A 20,226-nucleotide genomic window follows, 5' to 3' on the forward strand; every position below is an offset into this window, starting at 1 on the left:
GGGGGGGGGGGGGGGGGGGGGGGGGGGGGGGGGGGGGGGGGGGGGGGGGGGGGGGGGGGGGGGGGGGGGGGGGGGGGGGGGGGGGGGGGGGGGGGGGGGCGGGGGGGGGGGGGGGGGGGGGGGGGGGGGGGGGGGGGGGGCGGGGGCCCCCCCCCCCCCCCCCCCCCCCCGACCGGTGTCACGGCGCGTCGCAGGCGGCCGGGGAGTCGAAGTGCCCCGGCGTCGTCGGGAACGCGCTGCCCGACCCGTGCTCCTTCTCCCCCGGCTCGACGATCGCCAGCTCGAGGTAGGCCGAGGTGCCGTCGTCCGCGGCCTCGTCCGGCGTCCGGCCGGCGCCGGCCCCGTAGGCGACACCCTGCAGGAACGCCTTCATCGACGGGCTGTGCTGGCGGATGTCGTTCCACCCGCCGTACGCCGCGTTGCAGTGCGAGTACAGGTTGAACGCGCCGTTCCAGTCGATGAGCCGGTCGTCCTGGTCGCTCGGCCCGTTCGCCGACTCGTTGCCCTGCATCACGTCACGGTCCCGTCCGCCGTAGATCCAGTCCGTGCCGTGGTGGTGCTGGTCGTTCGTGACGTCCCCGTCGTCGGTGTTCGTCATGGTGAACCAGGCGCACGGGTCCACGACCTCGCCGAGGGTCCCCTGCGGGGTGTCGGCGAGCGTGCAGGTGACGCCCGGGTCGTCGACCGAGCCACGCGGCTTCCAGTCGAGGATGTCCGCGCCCACCACGGAGTCCGTCCCGGACCCAGGCACCGACTCCCCGCCGAAGACGAGGTCGACGTACTGGTCCTCGTCACCCCGATCCGGCGACCCGTCGGCGAGCCCGCGCCCGCCCCACAAGACGTCGGAGTCGGCACCACCGAACACGGAGTCGCCGCCGTCGTCACCGTTGGCGAGGTCGTCACCCGCGGCGCCGAACACGACGTCACGGTCGGCACCGCCACGGATCCGGTCGGCACCGCCGACGGTCTCGCCCGGGTGCGGCATCGGCGCGTCGGCCGTGTCCACCCAGGCCCGGTCCTCGACGTCGGAGAACAGGTCGACCCGGCGGTCGAACGTGCCCGGCCGCAGCCCGGTGTACGACTCGTCCGGCACGCCCTTCACCGAGACCGTGAAGGTGCCCTCCTCGGTGGTGTCGATCCACTGGCCGACGATGCCGCCGCGGTCACCGAGGATCGTGTCCTGGCCCCCGTCGCCGAACAGCTCGTCGTCGCCGAGCCCGCCGATCACGTCGTCGGCCCCGGCGTCGCCGTGCACGGTGTCGTCACCGTCCTGGCTCCACAGCCGGTCGTCGCCGGCGTCGCCGTCGATCGTGTCGTCGCCGAACGCACCGGCCGGCTCGCAGGTGTCCTGGTCCTCGGTGCAGAACCGGGTGACGCCGTCGTGCCCGGCCGGCAGCGCGTCCGGGTCGTGCAGCCGCACCGTGAACAGGCGGTCGGGGTAGGCGGGGTCGCCGGTGTCTACCGGGTAGCGGTCCGGCTCCACGCGGTCGGCCCAGCTCCCGGTGGACTCGTCCTCGACCGGGTCGCGCAGCAGCGTGCCGTTGTCGCCGAGGACGACGTCGTGCTCCCCGTTGCCGGAGACCACGTCGCCCGCGTCCCGGTGCCCGGCGATCGCCGACCCACCGATCAGGTCGTCCTGACCGTCCCCGGCGGTCTCGGCCAGCACCGACGGCGTCCCGCGCCACAGCCCGGAGGGCACCGGCACGGAGTGGCCGAGCGCCGCCGCCTCGTCGCCGACGATCTCCACCACCGGCGCGTCGCCGCGGATCACGTCCGCGGCCCCGTTGCCCTCGACGTAGTCGTCGTGGGGCCCGCCGCTGAGGGCGTCGCCGCCGTCCTGCCCCCAGGCCAGGTCGACGCCGTTCCCGCCGGAGACGAGGTCGGCACCACCCTGCGGCGCGGCCAGGTCGTACGGGACCACCGAGCGCTGCTGCACGAGCGAGCCGTCGGTCGAGGACCGCACCAGCACCGACGTCGTGGCACCCTCGCCGCGCAGGATCGTCCCGTCGTCGCCGAGGATCGCGTCGTCGCCGGTCTCGCCGAACAGCAGGTCGCCGTCGTCGCCCTGCCCCGTGGACGCCCCGGTCCCGGTGCCGGGCTCGTCGGACGACGGTGTCGCCGCCGGGGTGGTCGAGCCGCCCACGAGGTCGTCGTCGCCGGGTCCGCCCTCGACCCAGTCGACACCCGGTCCGCCCTCGACGGCGTCGTCCGCGCCGCCGCCGTCGAGCCGGTCGGGGTCGGCCTGGCCGAGGAGCACGTCCTCGTCGCCGTCGCCGCGCAGCCAGTCGTCCCCGGCGTCGTCGCCGTCGGCGGCCACGCCCAGGTCGAGCAGCCGGATCGTGCGCGGCTCCGTCGTCCCGCGGTCGCGGCCCAGCAGCAACGGTGTCACCGCACCCGCCCCGGCGACGGTGACCACACCGTTGTCGCCGAGCATCACGTCGCCCTCGGACCCGCCGCGCAGGGTGTCCCCCGCGTCGGGCTGGCCCTCGGTGCCGACGCCGCCGGGCTCCCCGGTGCCGAGCGGCGTCACGCTGCCGCCCACCACGTCGTCCCGGCCCGCCTCGCCGAACGCGGTGTCCTCGCCGCGCCCGCCGACGGCCAGGTCGTCGTCGGGACCGGCCCAGATCGTGTCGCCGGCGCCCTGGCCGAAGATCGCGTCGTCGTCGGCGCCGCCGTACAGCCGGTCGGGCCCGGAGGTCCCGGCCGGCGGCGAGGCCCCGGTCTCGTGCTCGACGAGCACGCGGTCGGCGGTGTCCCGGCCGGCCAGCACCGGGGCACCCGGCGCACCGGTGGCCGCCGGGGTGATCGTCATGTTGTCACCGGCGATCACGTCCGCCCCGGCGTCGCCGTAGACGCGGTCGTCGGTGTCGGCCCGCCCGGCGGCGCGGGTGCCGCCGACCAGCATGTCGTCGGCGCCACCACCGGACACGACGTCGGACCCGGCGTTGCCCTCGGCGACGTCCTCCTCGCCGTGCCCGTAGATCACGTCCGGGCCGGCGTTGCCGTAGAGCAGGTCCGGCCCGCCCTCGCCGTGGACGACGTCCTTCGCGCTGCCGCCCCAGACCTGGTCGGCCCCGGCGCCGGCGAACACCGTGTCGGTCCCGGACTGACCGCAGCCGCGGTCGTCCGCGTCCCGCAGCTCGAGCCGGTCGGCCCCGCCGCCGGCGCGCACCACGTCCACGCCGATACCGCCGAGGATCAGGTCGTCGTCGTCCGCCGCGTTCGGCGCACCGGGCTCGTCCGCGTCCGGCATGTCGGAGTCGCTCGCCACCGGGTCGCCGGCGACGCAGAGCTCGCCGGGCCGGTAGGCGTCGCCCCAGGCCTGCGCGCCACCGTCGCCGCCGACGACGTGGTCGCGGTCGGCACCGCCGACCAGCACGTCCTCCTGCGGCACGGCGTCCTCCGGCAGCGGCAGGCGGGTGACCTCGTGGTCCGGGCCGAACCCGTCGTCGCCGGTGCCGAACGAGAGCTCGTGCGGCTCGGCGAGCACGTAGTCGTCGTCCGGGCCGCCGAACACCCAGTCCCCGCCGAAGCCGCCGGACAGGATGTCCTCGTCGGCCCCGCCGAACAGGTACGCGCGCTGCGGCGGCGGGCTGCCCAGCGACCCCGCCTGGACGACGTCGCGGACCGTCGAGCCGATGACCAGGTCGTTGCCGGCCCCGGTGTCGACGTTGTTGGCCTGCGCCGGGTCGTCCACGCTGTCCGGACGTCCGTCGCCGTCGGCGAGCGCCCCGAGCTGGGCCGCGCTGAGCGCGGACCCCGGGGTGTACGCCTCGCCCTGGATCGTGACGTCGGCGTTCGCGCCGAACGGCAGGTCGGCCCGCTGACCGGTGAAGACGATGTCGTCCCCGGGGCCGGCGGTGATGCGGTCGGCACCGTGGCCGCCGGCCAGCAGGTTCGTCGCCCCGCCGCGGTCGGCGCCCTGCTCGCCGACGACGCCGATGACGTCGTCCCCGCCGTTGCCCCAGACCACGTTGCGGTTCAGGCCGACGTTGACGGTGTCGTCACCGCCGCCGTCCTGCTCGCCGGGGTCGCCGAGGGCGACGGCCACCTCGACGCCGTCGACGGTCGCGACCGTGGCGTCGAGCGTGGTGTCCCCCGCGACGAACGCGCGGCCCTGCGCGGTGCCGATCGTGTCGTCGTCCGCGCCGCCGGAGACCCGCACGGTGACGCCGTCCGGGTTGGCGGTCACGACCTTGTCGTCGCCGCCCCGGGCGTCGACCCAGGCCGGGCCGATGTCGGTGCGGATCACGTCGTCGGCCTCGGATCCGCGCACGACGACGGCGGTGCGGAAGCCGGCGGCCACCTCGCTGCCGACGTCACCCGGGTCGTCCCCGGGCGGCGGCGCCTCGCTGTCCCCGACGAACGAGACCTGCAGCGGCGTCTGCTTGCCCTGACCGTCGAGCAGGACGCGGTCGACCTCGCCGTCGAAGCTGGAGGTGAACCCGCTCCACTGCACGGTGTAGCCGACGACGGGCCAGCCGCCCTCGGGCTCGGTCCCCGCGGAGTAGTCGTGGCGCTCGATGACGGTGAACACCTCGGCGTCGTCCTCGGGGTCCTCGTGCGCGTCCCACGCGGAGTCGCCGCGCTTGCCGTCCACGCCGAGCCGGCCCGCGTAGACCACGAGGTAGTCGGTGCCGTCGACCTCGTCCACCGCGCCCAGGGTCGGCGGCGGGGGCTCGCAGTCGGGTTCCGCGGAGAAGTCGAGCAGGGTGATGTCCGCGATCGTCTGGGTGAAGCTCACCGAGAAGATGCTCACGCCGAGCGTGATCCCGAGCCGCAGGAACAGGTACACGCGCCCGCTCATCGTGAACAGGCAGATCGGACTGCGCTTGACCTGCTCCCCGATCTCGGACAGGCGGAACTTGCCGTCGTCGTTCGGGTCGTTCCAGAAGAACGAGATCGTGAGCCCGACGCCGCCGGTGAGACTGACCTCGATGACCACCAGCGACACCGCGACGCCCGCGGCCAGCTCGCCGTAGAACGTCAGCACCGGCACCGGCTTGCCGTCGAGGTCGGTGGTGGCGAAGTACAGCGAGTCGAGGGCGTCCAGCACGCCGACGCCGGTGCCGTCGCGCCAGGCCTCGACGGCCTTGCGCAGCCCGTAGGTGTCCAGGCCGGCGATGATGCGCGCCTCGACGCCCGCGGACCCCGACAGGGTGATGAGCACCGGCGGCGGTGCGTACACCGGGCCGAAGGACTGCTTCATCGAGAAGCCGAGCTTCAGGGGCCCGGAATCGAACCGCACGATCTCGACGTCGCCGCCGACGAGCAGGTTCGCGACCTGCTCGGGCTGCTCGAGGAACGTGAAGGTGAACCCGTAGCGCTCGGAGTCGAAGCCCGCCGTCGTGATGTTGGTCGGGCTGAGGTCCGCGACGACCTGAGCGGCTCCGTCGGACAGCTCGTCGGTCGATTCCTCGAAGGGCCCCTTGAGCTTCTCGAGCTGGTCCGGGGTCGCCGCCGTCGTCTTCGCCGCGGCGCCGTCGAGCGCCAGGTCGCCGATCGGCAGGATGACGCCGCCGTCCTCCGGGGCGGCGCTGCTGAGGAGCTCGTCGACCGTGTTCGCCGTCTCCACGATCTGCAGGATCGTCTTCACGGCGGTGACGTCCGTGCCGCCCGCCAGCGTGCTGTACAGCTCGGCGAGCGTCACGAGCGAGATCTCCGGTCCGCCGGCGGCCTGCGACAGGTCCGTCAGCACCGGGATGGGCGCGTAGAGGGTGTCGATGATCGGGCGCAGCGGGTCGATCGCCTGGTTGATGGTGTCGATCGCCGGCTTGATCTGCCCGCTGAGGAACTGCCCGAGGTCGAGCCCGATGTCCGTGAAGGCGATCGACGGCGTCCCCACGACGCCGTTGGAGGCGTTGCCGAACGTCGGTGCGTACGTCCCGGCGTCGTCGGGTGCCTCGCACTCGGCCCCGGAGCCGCCGCCCCCGCCGCTCTCCCAGCCCACCGACCAGCGCAGGCAGAAGTCGGTGGCGATGCCGGGTAGCGTCTGCCCGTCCATCTCGGGTGCCGCGGCCAGCGCCCAGAACACGTCGATGTCGAACGAGGCGGCCAGGTCCACGTGGTCACGCGGCGAGGAGACGAGGTCGGCCACGGGCAGCGCCTCGAGGTCCTCGCCGTCGATGGTGATCGCGTCCGGGGTACCGGTCAGGTCGATGCTGAGCTCGGCCTGCAGCTCGTCGGACGCCACGTCCTTCTTGTCGGCCGTGACCTGCAGCACCGCCAGCTCGGCCTGGAGGTCGGGGTCCGACCCGGCGTCCTCGAGCCGGGCCGTGGCGACGGCGTAGCCCTCGGGCACGTCGTCGTCGCCGTTGTCGGTGAGCAGCACGACGCCGGACTCCTTGTCCAGCGCGAGGCGGACGCGGAAGGCGTAGTCGAGGCTGACCCCGACGCCGCCGGCGCCGTCGGCCGCGCTCGCCCGCAGCGCCAGCCCGGGGATGCCCAGGTCGAGCGGCACGGTCTCGGAGAACTCCGGGGCGCCGGCGTCGCCGCCGCTGCCCGGGTCGTAGGCCCACTCCAGGACGATCGTGTCGATCGCCCGCACGTTCGCGGTGCAGTCGGCCTGCGGGTAGTCGGCCTCGGCCGGGTCGTCGGGCGCCGCGGACGGGGTCCCGGTGCCGTCGTCGACGTAGCTCGCGCCGGCCACGTCGGAGATCTGCTCCCAGGTGGTGCCGCCGTCGGTGCTGCGCACCACGTAGTAGCCGGTGGCGCGCGGGTTCTCCGTCCAGGTCAGCTCGTTGCGCGGGCCCTCCGCGGCGAGGGCCGCGTCGTTGTCGACGGAGTCCGTGCCGGACCAGCCGGTGGGGTCCCCGTCGGCGTTGTGCGCCACGATCGCGTACGTGTAGGTCGTGTCCGCCGTGACCGTGTCGACGGCGGAGACGGACAGACCCGTCGCGGGCTCCAGCAGGCCGCAGTACTCGCTCAAGGTCACCCCGGGCGCGGACTCGAGCGTCGCCTTGGCGTCGGCGTAGCCGGTCTCCAGCGCCGCGTCGGTGTCCTCGACGAGCTGCTCGATCTCGGTCCGGGCGTCCTCCAGCGTCGTGGCGGCGTCGGCGAGCTGCTGGCCGATGAGGGGGAAGTTCCCGCCGCCGCTGAGCGTCTGCAGCGCCTCGGAGACGATCCCGAGGTAGGTCAGCAGCGACTCCGGCAGCGCGAGCAGGTCGAGCTCGGAGTCGTAGAGCAGCGCCGTGAGGTCGCCCAGGTCGTCGGGCAGGTCGATGTCGGGGGCCGGCAGCGCCTCGCCGCCGCTGAGCGTCCCGTCACCGGGCAGGTCCTGGGTGACCGACAGCGTGCCGAGCGAGGTGCCGACGACGGACACGGGCGCGTCCACGCAGAGCAGCCGCGGCCCGCCGGAGCAGTCGTCGGTGCCGGTCAGGGACAGGTCACCGCCGAGCAGGTCCCCGAGCCCGACGGCGCCGGAGGCCCCGTAGGAGCCGGTCAGCCCGACGGCACCGAGCGTGCCGCCGTCGCCGAGCTGGGCGGACAGGCCCGCCACGGACACGGCGAACTGCCCGTCGACGGACCCGCTGGCCGACGCCGTGACGTTCGGGTCGACGACGCGCAGGGTGGCGGCGTCCCCGGCGTCCTCGAAGGGCGTGCCGAGGGAGACCGCGAGCCCCGCGCTGGCGTCGACCTCGGCGGACAGGTCCACCTCGGCGTCGGCGTTCGCGCTGACCAGCGGCACGTCCCCGAGGTCGAAGGAGAGCGGCGCGGACGTCTGGTACGACCGGGCGACCGCGACGTCGAGCACGAGCGCCGGGGTGCCGTCGACCTCGGTGAGCTCGACGGGCAGGTCGGCGCCGATGGCGTCCTCGAGCAGCCCCAGCAGGTCCTGCAGGTTCTCCGGCGGCGTGGTGCTGACCTCCTCCAGCACGGCCGAGAGCTCGGTCGCCGTGGCCAGCCCGTCCGAGGCGCCGGTGAGCACGTCGCCGATGCTCGTGTCGACCAGCGGCAGCGAGACGTCCGCGGTGTCCCCGAGCAGGTCGGTGGAGCGCAGCCCGGCGTCGAAAAGCGTCAGGACGGTGAGCAGCCGGCCGAGCATCGCCAGGGGGTCGTCGGTGTCGACGTCGAGGGCGAGCAGGTCGGTCAGCCCCGACTCGATCGTGGGCGTGCAGGAGTCCGGGATCTGGGTCACGTCGCAGTCGACGGAGAAGGTGGCGGCGCCGCCGTCGGAGCTGAAGCTGCGCCCCTCGAGCGGCACGTCCACCTGGCCGGTGCCGGTGACGTGCACGTCGACGGCGGCCGTCACGCCGGACGGCACCGCGGTGATCTCGTCCATCACCTCACCGAGCGTCCGGTACTCGGTGCCGCCGAGGGCCAGGGTCAGCATCGGGTCGCCCCCGGTCTCGGGCCCGACGGCGAGGCTGCCGTCCACCTCCACGCCGACGAACCCGATCTGCCCGGCCGTGGTGAAGCTCGCGGTGATCGGGAAGGAGGCCGAGGCCGTGGCCGAGCGGAACAGCATCCGGTCGATACCGATGGGCGCCTCGTCGTAATAGGCGACGACCTCCCCGTCGGGGCCGGTCTGCGGCTGCGGCTCGTCGAACACGACGGGGTCCTGCAGGTCGAGGGCGAGCTCGATCTCGACGCTGTAGTCGCGGGTGGTCTGGGCACCCGGGGTCTGCTCCGGCTCGTTCGCCCCGGTGACCTGCTGGCCCCCGGGCGCCGTGAGCAGGTTGCCGAGCTCGACCAGACCGGTCTTGACGCCGGCCTCCTCGGCGCCGGGCGTGGGCACGAACAGGTCGCCGGGGCCCTCGTCGCTGCGGGTGAACGTCAGGGTGAAGGGCAGCCGGTGGTTCGTGGCGTCGTAGTCCGCGACGGCGACGCCGAGGCCGGTGCCGGAGGCGTTGATCGCGGCGAAGAGCTCCTCGAGGCTGGTCCAGGCCGGGATGCCGGCGTCGTCGCCCTCCTGGGGGATCTGGTCGGTGAGGAACGTCGTGAGGTTCTCCGCCAGGTGCACGGCGTCCGCGACCGTGCCGCGCATGAACGGCAGGTCGACGTTGTCCGGGGTCCGCTGCATCGCCACGACCGTGGACTTGAGCAGCACGAGGCCCTCGGCGACGTCCCGCTGGGACATGTTGAGGAAGTCGCCGAGGACGTCGAAGTCCGCGTCCGGCGTGACGCTGAGGGTGGCGGCGTCGCTCAGGTCGGTCCAGGTGAAGGCGATGCCGCCCGCGACGGCGGGGACGTACCCGGCCTCGGTGGTGACCGTGAGGTTCCCGCTCGCGGAAGACGACGTCAGCTCGACGGTGCTCAGGCCGACGGCGGACCCGTCGACGGACAGCTCCCCGTCCCCGGGCGTGCCGTCCGTCCCGGCGAAGGCCAGCCGCCCGTCGCCGTCGGGGTCGTCGAGGGTCCCGCCGTAGGTCGCGTGCAGCGCGACGTCGTCGCTGGTGACCGTTCCTCCGAAGAGGCCCACCGACGTGGTGACGGTGCCGTCGAACCCGTCGAGGTCGACCGAGGCGAAGAGCTCGGGGGCGTCCGGACCGTCGGCGACGACGAAGAACTCCTCCGTCCCGCCGATCTCCTCGGAGCCGACCGTGAACTCGAGCCCCACGCTCACCGCCACCGTGACCTCGCCCGGACCCGAGGACAGGGGAAATCCCGGTTCGAGCGAGAAAGCGGCCGGGACGTCCTGACTGACCTCGAGTCGGTAGCGGCCGCCCCCCAGGGCGGACAGGTCGTTGCCGAACCCGGTGTCCGCGTCGGCCAGCACCTGCGCCGGGGACACGTTGACCACCGGCAGGGGGGTCGCCCAGACCTCTTGCTCGGCGAATCCGAGGGCCCACGCGGCGACGTCCTCGGCGAAGTCGTCCACCGGATCGGCGTACGCCGGTGGTGCGACGAGCACCGTCGCGGTGACGGCTGCTGCAGTGACGATCCCGATGCCGGCCGACTCGCGCAGTCTGCGCATGTCCCGCTCCCGCGTCCTGGTCCGCCCTCGGTGGTGGGCGGACTCGACAGTGCCCCCGCGCTGCGTACAAGACACCACGCTTCCTGTGATCCAGGTCACTCGCTGGCGCGGCCGGCGATTTCACCCCTGGTCGGAGCCTCGGCGCGACGGCGGCCGTCGCGGTGACGACCCGGGATACCCGTCCGCGGACCGACGCCCGGGTGACCCGCACGACAGCCGGGGCGTGACCCGAGCCACCGCTCCGGAGGTCCGGTCGTCGTACGCTCGACGGGTGGAACCCGCCGCCCGACCGCTCGCGCCGACGTATCAGGAACGTCGCTGGGAGCTGCCGCCCGACGCGGTGATCCAGCACGGGGACGTCGTCGACGCGGCGCGCCTGCTGCGGGGCGGCACGTTCACGGCGCTGACGGGCGCCGGCATCTCCACCGACTCGGGGATCCCCGACTACCGCAGCCCCGACTCCCCGCCCCGCAACCCGATGACGTACCAGCAGTTCGTCGGCGACCCGGACTTCCGCCGGCACTACTGGGCTCGCAACCACGTCGGGTGGCGGCACGTGCACCGCACCCACCCGAACGAGGGCCACCGGGTGCTGGCCGACCTCGAGGACCGCGGCATCGTGCGCGGGGTCATCACCCAGAACGTCGACCTGCTGCACGAGGACGCGGGGTCACGCACCGTCATCGACCTGCACGGACGCTACGACTCGGTCGTCTGCCTGAGCTGCGGCCGCACCATCTCCCGCGCCCATCTGGCCGAGCGTCTCGACGCCCTCAACCCGGGGTTCATCGAGTCCGTGCTCGACGGCGGCACCACCGTCGCCGACGTGGAGGTCGCCCCCGACGCGGACGCCGTCATCGCCCGCACCTCCCACTTCAACCCGGCCGACTGCGAGTTCTGCGGCGGGGTGCTCAAGCCCGAGATCGTCTACTTCGGCGAGAACGTGCCGCGCGAGCGGGTCGAGCGAGCCTTCGCGCTCGTCGAGTCGGCCGACGCCCTGCTCGTGGCCGGCACGAGCCTGACGGTGATGAGCGGCCTGCGCTTCGTGCGCCGCGCCGCCAAGAACGGTCAGCCCGTCGTCATCGTCAACCGCGGCGAGACCCGGGGCGACCCGCTGGCCACCGTCAAGGTGGACGCCGGGGCAAGCGAGACGCTCGCGGCGCTGGCCGAGCTGCTCTGAGCCGGCGACCGACCGCCGGGCCGCCGCTCCCAGCCGTGGATGAGATGCTCTGACCCGTGTCCACCCCCTCCTCCCCGCGGACCGACATCCAGGGTCTGCGTGCCGTCGCCGTCGCCGCGGTGCTCGGCTTCCACCTGTGGCCGGCCGCGGTCACCGGCGGGTACGTCGGCGTGGACGTGTTCTTCGTCGTCTCCGGGTTCCTCATCACCAGCCACCTGCTGCGGCGCCCGATCCGCAGCGGCCGCGACCTGCTGGACTTCTGGGGACGACGCGTCCGCCGCCTGATCCCGGCCGCCAGCCTCGTCCTGCTCGTCACCCTGGTCGCCGCCGCCGTGTGGCTGCCCGTCACCGCGCTGGCGCAGGTCGGCCGGGAGGTGCTCGCCTCGGCGCTGTACGTGGAGAACTGGGTGCTGGCCGCGAGCGAGACGGACTACCTGGCGGCGGACCAGCTGCACTCCCCCGTCCAGCACTACTGGTCGCTGTCCATCGAGGAGCAGTTCTACCTGCTGTGGCCCCTGCTCCTCGCCGCCGTGGCCTGGCTCGGCGTGCGCCTCGCCCGGCGCACCGGCACGGTCGGCCGCGTCGACGGCGAGCGGCCGACGGCGGCCCTCGCCGTCGCGCTGACCGGCACGGTCGTCGTGGCGTCCCTCGGCTGGTCGGTGTGGGCCACCCGGGTCGAGCCGGCCGCCGCCTACTTCGTGTCGACGACCCGGTTCTGGGAGCTCGGGCTCGGCGGCCTGCTCGCCGCGGTGCTCGCCGTCCGCGCCGGCACATCGCGCATGCTGCTGCGCCACGACGGGGTGCGCGCCGCGACCGCCTGGCTCGGTCTGGCGATGATCGTCGCGGCCGTCCTCGCCTACGACTCCGCCACCGCGTTCCCGGGCTACACGGCGCTGCTGCCGACCGTGGGCACCGCGCTGGTCATCGCCGCGGACGCCGACGACACCCGCACCGGCCCCGGCGCCCTGCTGCGCGTGCGGCCGGTGCAGTGGCTGGGCGACACCTCCTACTCGGCCTACCTGTGGCACTGGCCGCTCGTGGTCATCGTGCCGTTCGCGATCGGGCGCGAGCTGACCGCCGCCGACATGCTCGCGGTGCTCGCGGTGACGCTGCTGCTGGCCGCGGTCTCCCGCCGGTACGTGGAGGAGCGCCTGCGCTGGCAGCCGCTGCTGACCCGGCGGCTCGCCGCCACGTTCGTCCTGCTCGCCGGGACCGTCGTCGTGGTCGGCGGCACCGCCGCGGCCGTGACCGCGCAGGCCACCGCGGACGAGCGCGAGGCGATCACCGAGGCCCGGGCCGCCGTCGCCGAGGCCGCCCCGTGCGTGGGCGCCACCGTGGTGCGGGACGACTCCTGCGCGGACCCGGGCCTGGTCTGGCCGCCCGAGGCCGCCGCCGACGACAAGCCCGCCGTGTACGACGACGGCTGCTGGAACAACTCACCCTTCACCACGCGGAACACCTGCACCTACGGCGAGGAGGAGGACCCGACGGCGCGGATCGCCCTGGTGGGCAACTCCCACGCCGGGCACTGGCTGCCCGCGCTCGAGGACGCGATCGCCACCGAGGGCTGGCGCCTCGACACCTACCTGCAGTCCGTCTGCTACACCGTCGACCTGCCCCTGGAGCTCCCCGGGGAGGGCGTCTCCGAGGCCTGCCGGGACACCAACCGGTGGGCCGTGGACAGCATCGTCGGCGGCGACTACGACCTGGTGATCATGTCGAACCGCACCCACCAGCCGTTGGCGGACGTGGCACCGCAGGACCAGGAACGCGTCGCGCAGGAGGCCTACGTCGAGACCCTGGCGGCGTTCACCGACGCCGGGCTGCCCGTCGTCGTGCTGCGCGACACCCCGGCCATGCCCGAGAACGTGCCGGACTGCCTCACGCAGCACCGCGACGACCCGGACGCCTGCGGCGCGCCGCCGGAGGTGGCGCTGGAGCCGGACCCCCTGGCCGCGGCCGCGAGCGCCGACACCACCGGCGCGGTGAGCGTCACCAGCGTCGAGGACCTCATGTGCGACGACGTCTGCCACCCGGTGGTCGGCGGCGTCACGGCGTACTTCGACCACGGGCACCTGACGACGACGTTCGCCCGGACCCTGGCCCCCGAGGTCGCGGGGGCCGTGCGCGCGGGGCTGCGCCAGGAGTCCTAGGCTTCCTGCATGGAGGACGTGGTCGTCGTCGGGTCGGGCCCGAACGGCCTGGCTGCCGCCGTCACGCTCGCCCGCGTCGGACTGTCCGTGACGGTGCTCGAGGCGTTGCCCACGGCGGGCGGCGGTGCCCGCACGCTGGACCTCGACCTGGCACCCGGGCTGACGTACGACGTCTGCTCGGCCGTGCACCCCATGGCGTGGGCGTCACCGTTCTTCCGTGCCTTCGACCTGCCCGCCCACGGCGTCGAGCTGGTCACCCCCGAGATCTCCTACGCCCAGCCGCTGCCCGACGGCCGGGCCGGGATCGCCTACCGCGACCTGGAGCGCACGGCCGACCGGCTCGGGGTCGACGGCGGCGCCTGGCGGTCCCTGCTGGGGCCGCTGGCCGCGCGCTGGGAGGCGGTGGTCGCCGTCGGGATGAGCGACAAGCGGTCGCTGCCCCGGGGGGTGGCCGACGTCGGTGGCCTGCTCGGTGCCGCGCAGTTCGGGGCGGCGATGCTCGAGCAGGGCACGGGGGCGTGGAGCGCCCGGTTCCGCACCGAGGAGGCCGCCGCGCTGCTCACCGGTGTCGCGGCGCACACGATCGCCCCGATGCCGTCGCTCGGGGCGGCGGGCACCGCGCTGCTGCTCGGGGCGCTGGGTCACGCCGTCCCCGACGGCGCCGGCACGTCCCCGGGCGGCGCGACCTCGGCAGGGTTCGACGGCGGCTGGCCGATCCCGCGCGGGGGGTCCGGCGCGATCGCGGCGGCGCTGGTGGCCGACCTGGAGGCGCACGGCGGCACCGTCGTCACCGACCACCCCGTGCGGGTGTGCACGGACCTGCCCTCGGCGCACGTGTACCTGTTCGACACCCCGGCGAGCACGCTGCTCGACGTCATCGGCGACGCCCTGTTCCCCACCTGCCGGCGCGCGCTCTCCCGGTTCCCCGCGGGCAACGCGGCGGCCAAGGTCGACCTGGTGCTCGACGGACCGGTGCCCTGGGCGGACCCGGAGGTCGCGGGGGCGGGCACGGTGCACGTCGGCGGCACCCGGGCGGAGATGGCGTGGGCGGAGGCGGCGGTCGCCGCGGGCGACCACGCGGCGGCGCCGGTGTGCCTGGTCAGCGACCCGTCGGTGGCGGACCCGTCGCGGGAGGTCGGCGGCCTGCGGCCGGTGTGGGCGTACACGCACGTGCCCGCCGGGTCGACCCGGGACGTCACGGACGTGGTCGTCGACCAGCTGGAGCGCTTCGCCCCCGGGGTGCGCGACGCCGTCGTCGCCTCCCGGTGCACCCCCGCGGCCGAGCTGGCCGGGCACAACCCGAACCTCGTCGACGGCGACATCGCGGGCGGGCGGACCAGCCTGTGGCGCATGATCGCGCGGCCCACCGCGGCGGCGAACCCCTACCGGCAGGCGGGGCACGTCTACCTGTGCTCGGCGTCGACGCCCCCGGGTCCCGGCGTGCACGGCATGTCCGGCTGGCACGCCGCACGCCGGGCCGCGTACGAGGTCTTCGGGATCCGTATCCCGGCGATCTGAGGCGGCCGCGTCAGGGCGCCCGGTAGGCCACGTCCCCGTTCGAGCTGTGGATCTCCACGGTCCGCGACGCCCCCGGGTCGGTCGGGGCCTCGATGATCTGCTCCCCGTTGGACGTCTCGATGGTCAGCGCCACCGGCTCGCCGTCGCCGACCACGGTGACGTCGCCGTTGCTCGTCCGGGCCACGACGTCGCCGGCGGCACCCGAGACGTCGATCTCGCCGTTGGAGGTCCGGGCCTCGGCGTCGCCGCCGACGTCCCGCAGCTCGACGTCGCCGTTGGAGGACCGGGCGACGACCCCGCCGGCGGCGTCCACGACGCCGATCCGGCCGTTCGAGGACTGCACGTCGACGTCCCCGCCGACCCGGGTCGCGTCGATCTCGCCGTTCGAGGTCCGCGCCTCCAACGAACCGCCGAGGTCCGTCGCGACCACGTCGCCGTTGGACGTCTGCAGCTCGACGGCGCCCGTCGGCCCCTCGGCCCGCACCTCGCCGTTGGCGGTGTGGACGGTCACCACCGTGTCGGCCGGCACGACGGCGTGCAGCTCCCCGGCGCAGGTCCACGACCACCACACCCGGTCGGGGCAGATGTTCTCCAGCACCAGCGACCCGTCACCGGTCGCGACCGTGTACTCCGGGGTGGCCAGTCCGCCGCGGGAGACGACCTCGACGCTCACGTCCGTGGCGTCGTCGTCGGCCCGCACGGTCACGTCGCCGTCGGCGACCAGCTCCACCTGCCCGACGGGGTCGTAGGACTCCAGGTCGGTGCGCGTCTCGGACAGCGCCCGGTCCACCAGGAGCAGGGCGGCCCAGGCCACCATCAGCACGCCGACGACGACGCCGATCGTGAGGAGTACCCGGGCCGCGCCGCTGCGGCGCGGCTCCGAGGGGGACAGGTCCTGGCTCATCGTGCGTCTCCGTTCCGGTCGAGCCAGCGCAGCACCGCCAGGACGCGGCGGTGCGTGTCCGCGTCCACGGGCAGCCCCAGCTTGGTGAGGATGTTGGTCACGTGCTTCTCCACGGCCGCGGACCCGACGACGAGCCGGTCCGCGATCGCGGAGTTGGACAGTCCTTCGGCCATGAGCCCGAGGACCTCGCGCTCCCGGGCGGTGAGGTCGTCCAGGTCGTGCCGGGATCGGGCGAGCACCTGCGAGACGACCTCGGGGTCGAGGACGGTGCCGCCGGCGGCGACCCGCGCGACGGCGTCGAGGAACTCGTCGACGTCGGCCACGCGGTCCTTGAGGACGTAGCCCACCGAGCGGTTGCCGTGCGTGAACAGCTCGGCGGCGTACCGCTGCTCGACGTACTGCGAGAGCACGAGCACGGGCAGCTCCGGATACAGGCTGCGCAGGTGCACGGCGGCACGCAGACCCTCGTCGGTGTGCGAGGGCGGCATCCGCACGTCGGTGACGAGCAGGTCCGGCAGCGAAGAGCCCGGCGCGGTGAGGGCGGCGACCATCTCCTCGGCGGTGCGGTGCCCGACGACGTCGTGCCCCTCGGTCTGCAGCAACCGGGTCAGGCCGTCCAGCAGCAGGACGGAGTCCTCGGCGATCACGACACGCACGGCAGCTCCACTCGCAGACGGGTGCCCGCACCGGGCGGGCTGGTCAGGTCGAACGTGCCGTCCAGGGCGGCGACACGGCCGCGCAGGCCGGCCAGACCGGAGCCGGGACGCGCCTCCGCGCCGCCGCGGCCGTCGTCGGACACCTCGACCAGCAGGCGGTCGGTGCCCTCGGCGACGGGGACGACGGCGGCACGCACGTGGGCGCGGGTGGCCGCGGCATGCCGGGCGACGTTGGTCAGCGCCTCGGCGACGACGAAGTACGCGGCGGCCTGCACCCCCGCGCCCACGGCGTCCAGGCCGGGGCCGGCCTCCACCCGGACCGGCACGGGGCTGCGTGCCGCGAGCGCCGACAGGGCGTCGTCCAGGCCGCGGTCGGCGAGCACCGCCGGATGGATGCCGCGGACGAGGTCGCGCAGCTCGGCCAGGGTCTCCTTGACCTCGAGGTGCGCGTGCTCGACGGCCGCCACCGCGGCCGACGGGTCCCGGTCGGCAGGGCGGCGGGCCGAGCCGAGCGCGACACCGAGGGCGACGAGACGCTGCTGGGCGCCGTCGTGCAGGTCCCGCTCGATGCGGCGCCGTTCGGCGTCGGCCGCCTCCAGGGCGGCGGCACGGGTGGCGGTGAGCTCGACGGCACGCTGCCGGGCCGTGGCGGCATCGGTCTCGGCAGCGCGCGCCTCGGCCTCGGCGGCGCGCTGTGCGGTACGTGCCTCGGCCGCCGGGGAGACGCCGAGCATCGCCTGGGCCAACGCGGTCGTCGCCAGGGTGCCGAGCTGGGCCAGGACGGCGGCGAACCAGGCGAGCACGACGGCGATCGGCACCGCCCACAGCGCGGTGAGATCAGCCTCGGTCACGCGGCGCGCCCCGAGGACGACGGCCGCGACAGCACCGCTCGCCGCGGCCACGGCGAGCGTGAGGAACACGGTCGCCACGACCAGTCCGGCCAGGGTGTACGCCGTGGCGAGCCAGCCGCGCCGGTCGGCGAGCTCCGCCGTCGTCCACCCCCACCAGCCGGGCCGGGTCGGGCGCCGCCGTCCCGGGTCGCGCAGCACGACGCCGGTCTGGGCGGCGAGGCGAGCACGCTCGGCGGTGGCGAACCACCGGGCCACCCACAGGGCCGGCGGCAGCAGGAGGAGGCCGAGCCCGAGCGCGGGCACGAGGGAGGCCGCCACGAGCACGAGGTCGAAGACCACCAGGCCCACGGAGACGAGCCAGAGGTAACCCAGCGCGAGCTGGGCGAGGCCGCGCCAGGTGGCCCCCGCCCAGGGTGCACGCAGCAGCCCCGGCAGGCTCGTGACGGCCGGCGCGGTGTCGCGCGGTGCCGCAGGTGTGCTGGTCATGTCCTCGACACTAGGCAGGCGCGTGCCGGCGCGGAATGCGGTGGACCCACGTCCTCATGGTCGGGCTGTCCCGACCCCACGGCTCGCCGTCCACGCCGCTGTGGGCATGAAATCTGCAGCCTCGAGAGCTCCAGAGCTACAGATTTCATACCCACAGCGATCGGGCGCGGTCAGCGGCGCGCCTCGAAGAACTCCCGCAGCACGGCACCGCACTCCTCGGCACGGACGCCCGCGATCACCTCGACCTCGTGCAGGGACCGCTGGTCGCGCACCATGTCCCACACCGAGCCGGTCGCCCCCGCCTTGGGGTCCCACGCGCCGAGGACGAGGCGCTGCACCCGGGCCGCCACCAGCGCCCCGGCACACATCACGCACGGTTCGAGCGTCACCACCAGCGTGCAGCCGGTCAGCCGCCACTCCCCCCAGCTCGCCGCGGCCTGGCGCAGCGCCAGCACCTCGGCGTGCGCCGTGGGGTCCCCGGTCTGCTCGCGGCGGTTGTGCCCGAGGCCGAGCAGCCGCCCGTCCGGGGAGACGACGACGGCACCGACGGGCACGTCGTCCGTCGCCAGGGCGTGGGTCGCCTCGTGCAGGGCCAGGCCCATCAGGTGGTCCCACACGACGCGACGCTCGCTCAGCGTGCGCGGCGGGAAGGCATCGTCGGCCCACGGCAGGGCCAGGCCACGCTCGTCCACGGCTGCTCCTCGTCGTCGTCCCCCGACCAGCGTAGAGGCGGCCCGCCGCACCGGTGGCAGCGGGTGAAAACCCTCAGAGGATTGTCATCTTTGTTCCTTTTCGGCCGGTCCGGTGATGGGATGAGCATCGTTCCCCCACCACATCGGGCGCGCCACCGCGCGCGCTCGACCTCCTGCCGAAGGGACCGACCATCATCGTGAGACGACTGCTGGCGAGCATCGCGACCTCGACGCTGGCTCTCGGGAGCCTGCTCGTCGCCGCGGCACCGGCCTCCGCCCACACCCCCGACGTCACCGCCACGTGCGACGGCCTCGACGTCGAGCTGCGGTATTACGACGGGGCCCGCGTGACCGTCACCGTGGACGACGAGATCCTGGACGACGCCGGGTTCACCTCCCGGTACGCCGCGTCCTTCGACCACGACGGCTCCGTCGCGCACACCTGGCACGTCGCCGTGGACGCGCACGACGACGACCAGTGGGACCGGGAGTGGTCGGGGCAGACGACGCCCTGCGCCGCCGAGGCCGCCCCCGAGGAGCGTCTCGTCACCGGCCTGTACCTCTACGAGAAGGTGCACCCGGACCAGCCGGCCGCATGGCACAACTCCGGCCCGCAGGAGCTGCTCGTCCAGCGCGACGGGCACAGCTTCTGGGACGAGGAGGACTTCCCCGTCGAGAACCTCCCCGCCGACGTCTGCGGCACGGGCTGGGGCGTCCAGCAGGACGTCGCCGACGTCAGCGACGGCTTCGAGATCCCGACGCGGATCGTCTGGCCGGACGGCGGGTTCGCCGGCCACCTCGTCGACTGGCGGCACGACGACCTCGACGACCTCGTGACGGTGCCCCCGTGCGACGTCGCGGAACCGGTGACGCTGCCGGAGCCGGCACCCGTCGAGGCGTGCGACACCGAGGGCCGCGTGGAGCTTCCCGAGTCCGAGCTGGCCGAGTACTCGGTCACCTGGGCCGACGATCGTTCGCGGGCCACCGTCACCGCGACCCCCGGTGCGGACGTGCTGCTCGCCGACGGGGCCGCGACGTCGTGGACCTTCGAGTTCTCCCGGACAGGGTGCGACGACGACGGACCCGTCGTCGTGGTGCCCGAGCCCCCGACGCCCGTCGACCTCTGCGGCACGGCCGGCGACGAGCTCGTCGCCCCCCGCGACGGCGTCGAGGTCACCTACACCACGACGGACGAGGGCGTGGTCGCCGAGGCCGCCGAGGGCAGCACGTTCGGCGAGCTGCCGGAGGGGTACACCGCGGTCGACGCCACCACGGCCCTGTACCCCCGGGACCTGGTGACCTTCACCGACGCGACCTGCGCTCCCGAACCCCGCGACGTCACCGCCGTCTGCGAGGCGGGTGAACCCGTCCTGGTCTACGACGTCGCCCTCCCCGAGGGCGCGCAGCCGGAGGACGCGAAGCCCCTGACCGTGACGTTCCTGGCGCAGGACGGGTCGGCCGTCGAGCTCACCGACCAGCCCCTCGCGGGTCGGCTCGCGTGGCCCGGCCAGACTCCGGGCGACACCCTGCGCGTGAGCTTCGGGGCCGGTCCCGGCGAGCCCGCCGTCGTCGACGTCACACCCCCGTCCGAGGGGTGCGGGACCCCGTCGGGCGGCGGCGACGAGGCGGACGGACCGGTGCCCGTGGCGGACGGCACACCGGACGCCGAGCTGCCCCGCACCGGGGCTGCGGTCGGCATCGCCGTCACCGTCGCCGCGCTGCTGGTCGCGGCCGGTGCGAGCCTGTTCCTGGTGCGGCGCCGGCTCCGGCAGGGCTGACCGGCACCGCACGCGGGACCCGGCGGGGGCCCCCCGCCCCCCCCGGCCGGGCCGCCCCCCCGGGGGCGGCCCCCCCCCGCGCCCCCGCGCCC

Annotated in this window: 9 protein-coding genes; 4 read left to right on the forward strand and 5 right to left on the reverse strand. The window is 74.7% G+C overall.

Features of this window, described 5'->3' with window-relative positions; translation table 11 throughout:
• Window positions 1–178 precede the first annotated feature (178 nt).
• A complete protein-coding gene (locus Q6350_RS15240) occupies window positions 179–9,916 on the reverse strand; it encodes a calcium-binding protein (RefSeq protein WP_305066644.1) in 9,738 nt (3,245 codons plus the stop codon).
• A 271-nt stretch (window positions 9,917–10,187) separates the two neighbouring features.
• Between Q6350_RS15240 and Q6350_RS15245 the strand changes: the two genes are divergently transcribed.
• Genes Q6350_RS15245 through Q6350_RS15255 form a run of 3 tightly spaced genes read left to right on the forward strand, consistent with a single transcriptional unit; the run spans window position 10,188 to window position 14,767 of the window.
• Window positions 10,188–11,096, forward strand: coding sequence for a Sir2 family NAD-dependent protein deacetylase (locus Q6350_RS15245; RefSeq protein WP_171245981.1), 909 nt, complete (start codon window positions 10,188–10,190; stop codon window positions 11,094–11,096).
• 56 nt (window positions 11,097–11,152) lie between these two features.
• Window positions 11,153–13,249 carry an acyltransferase family protein gene (locus Q6350_RS15250; RefSeq protein WP_305066646.1) on the forward strand — a complete coding sequence of 699 codons (2,097 nt, stop codon included), beginning with the start codon at window positions 11,153–11,155 and terminating at the stop codon, window positions 13,247–13,249.
• 9 nt (window positions 13,250–13,258) lie between these two features.
• The gene (locus Q6350_RS15255; RefSeq protein ID WP_305066647.1) at window positions 13,259–14,767 is read left to right on the forward strand and encodes an NAD(P)/FAD-dependent oxidoreductase; all 1,509 of its coding nucleotides are present in this window, start codon (window positions 13,259–13,261) and stop codon (window positions 14,765–14,767) included.
• 10 nt (window positions 14,768–14,777) lie between these two features.
• Here the strand turns inward: Q6350_RS15255 and Q6350_RS15260 are convergent, their stop codons facing one another.
• From Q6350_RS15260 to tadA, 4 genes are all read right to left on the reverse strand, one after another.
• Entirely contained in the window at window positions 14,778–15,671 is an 894-nt protein-coding gene (locus tag Q6350_RS15260) for a DUF4097 family beta strand repeat-containing protein (RefSeq protein ID WP_305066648.1), read from the reverse strand.
• Window positions 15,668–16,327, reverse strand: coding sequence for a response regulator transcription factor (locus Q6350_RS15265; RefSeq protein WP_305066650.1), 660 nt, complete (start codon window positions 16,325–16,327; stop codon window positions 15,668–15,670). The genes Q6350_RS15260 and Q6350_RS15265 overlap by 4 nt, the downstream gene beginning before the upstream one ends.
• Window positions 16,315–17,664 carry a sensor histidine kinase gene (locus Q6350_RS15270; protein ID WP_305066651.1) on the reverse strand — a complete coding sequence of 450 codons (1,350 nt, stop codon included), beginning with the start codon at window positions 17,662–17,664 and terminating at the stop codon, window positions 16,315–16,317. The genes Q6350_RS15265 and Q6350_RS15270 overlap by 13 nt, the downstream gene beginning before the upstream one ends.
• Window positions 17,665–17,834: 170 nt before the next feature.
• A complete protein-coding gene (gene tadA / locus Q6350_RS15275) occupies window positions 17,835–18,266 on the reverse strand; it encodes a tRNA adenosine(34) deaminase TadA (RefSeq protein ID WP_304604626.1) in 432 nt (143 codons plus the stop codon).
• A 287-nt stretch (window positions 18,267–18,553) separates the two neighbouring features.
• Between tadA and Q6350_RS15280 the strand changes: the two genes are divergently transcribed.
• Window positions 18,554–20,134 carry an LPXTG cell wall anchor domain-containing protein gene (locus Q6350_RS15280; protein WP_305066653.1) on the forward strand — a complete coding sequence of 527 codons (1,581 nt, stop codon included), beginning with the start codon at window positions 18,554–18,556 and terminating at the stop codon, window positions 20,132–20,134.
• The last annotated feature ends 92 nt before the right edge of the window (window positions 20,135–20,226 follow it).

Origin of the sequence: Isoptericola sp. b515 (genome assembly GCF_030588125.1) — a bacterium.
Classification (GTDB): Bacteria; Actinomycetota; Actinomycetes; order Actinomycetales; family Cellulomonadaceae; genus Isoptericola; species Isoptericola sediminis.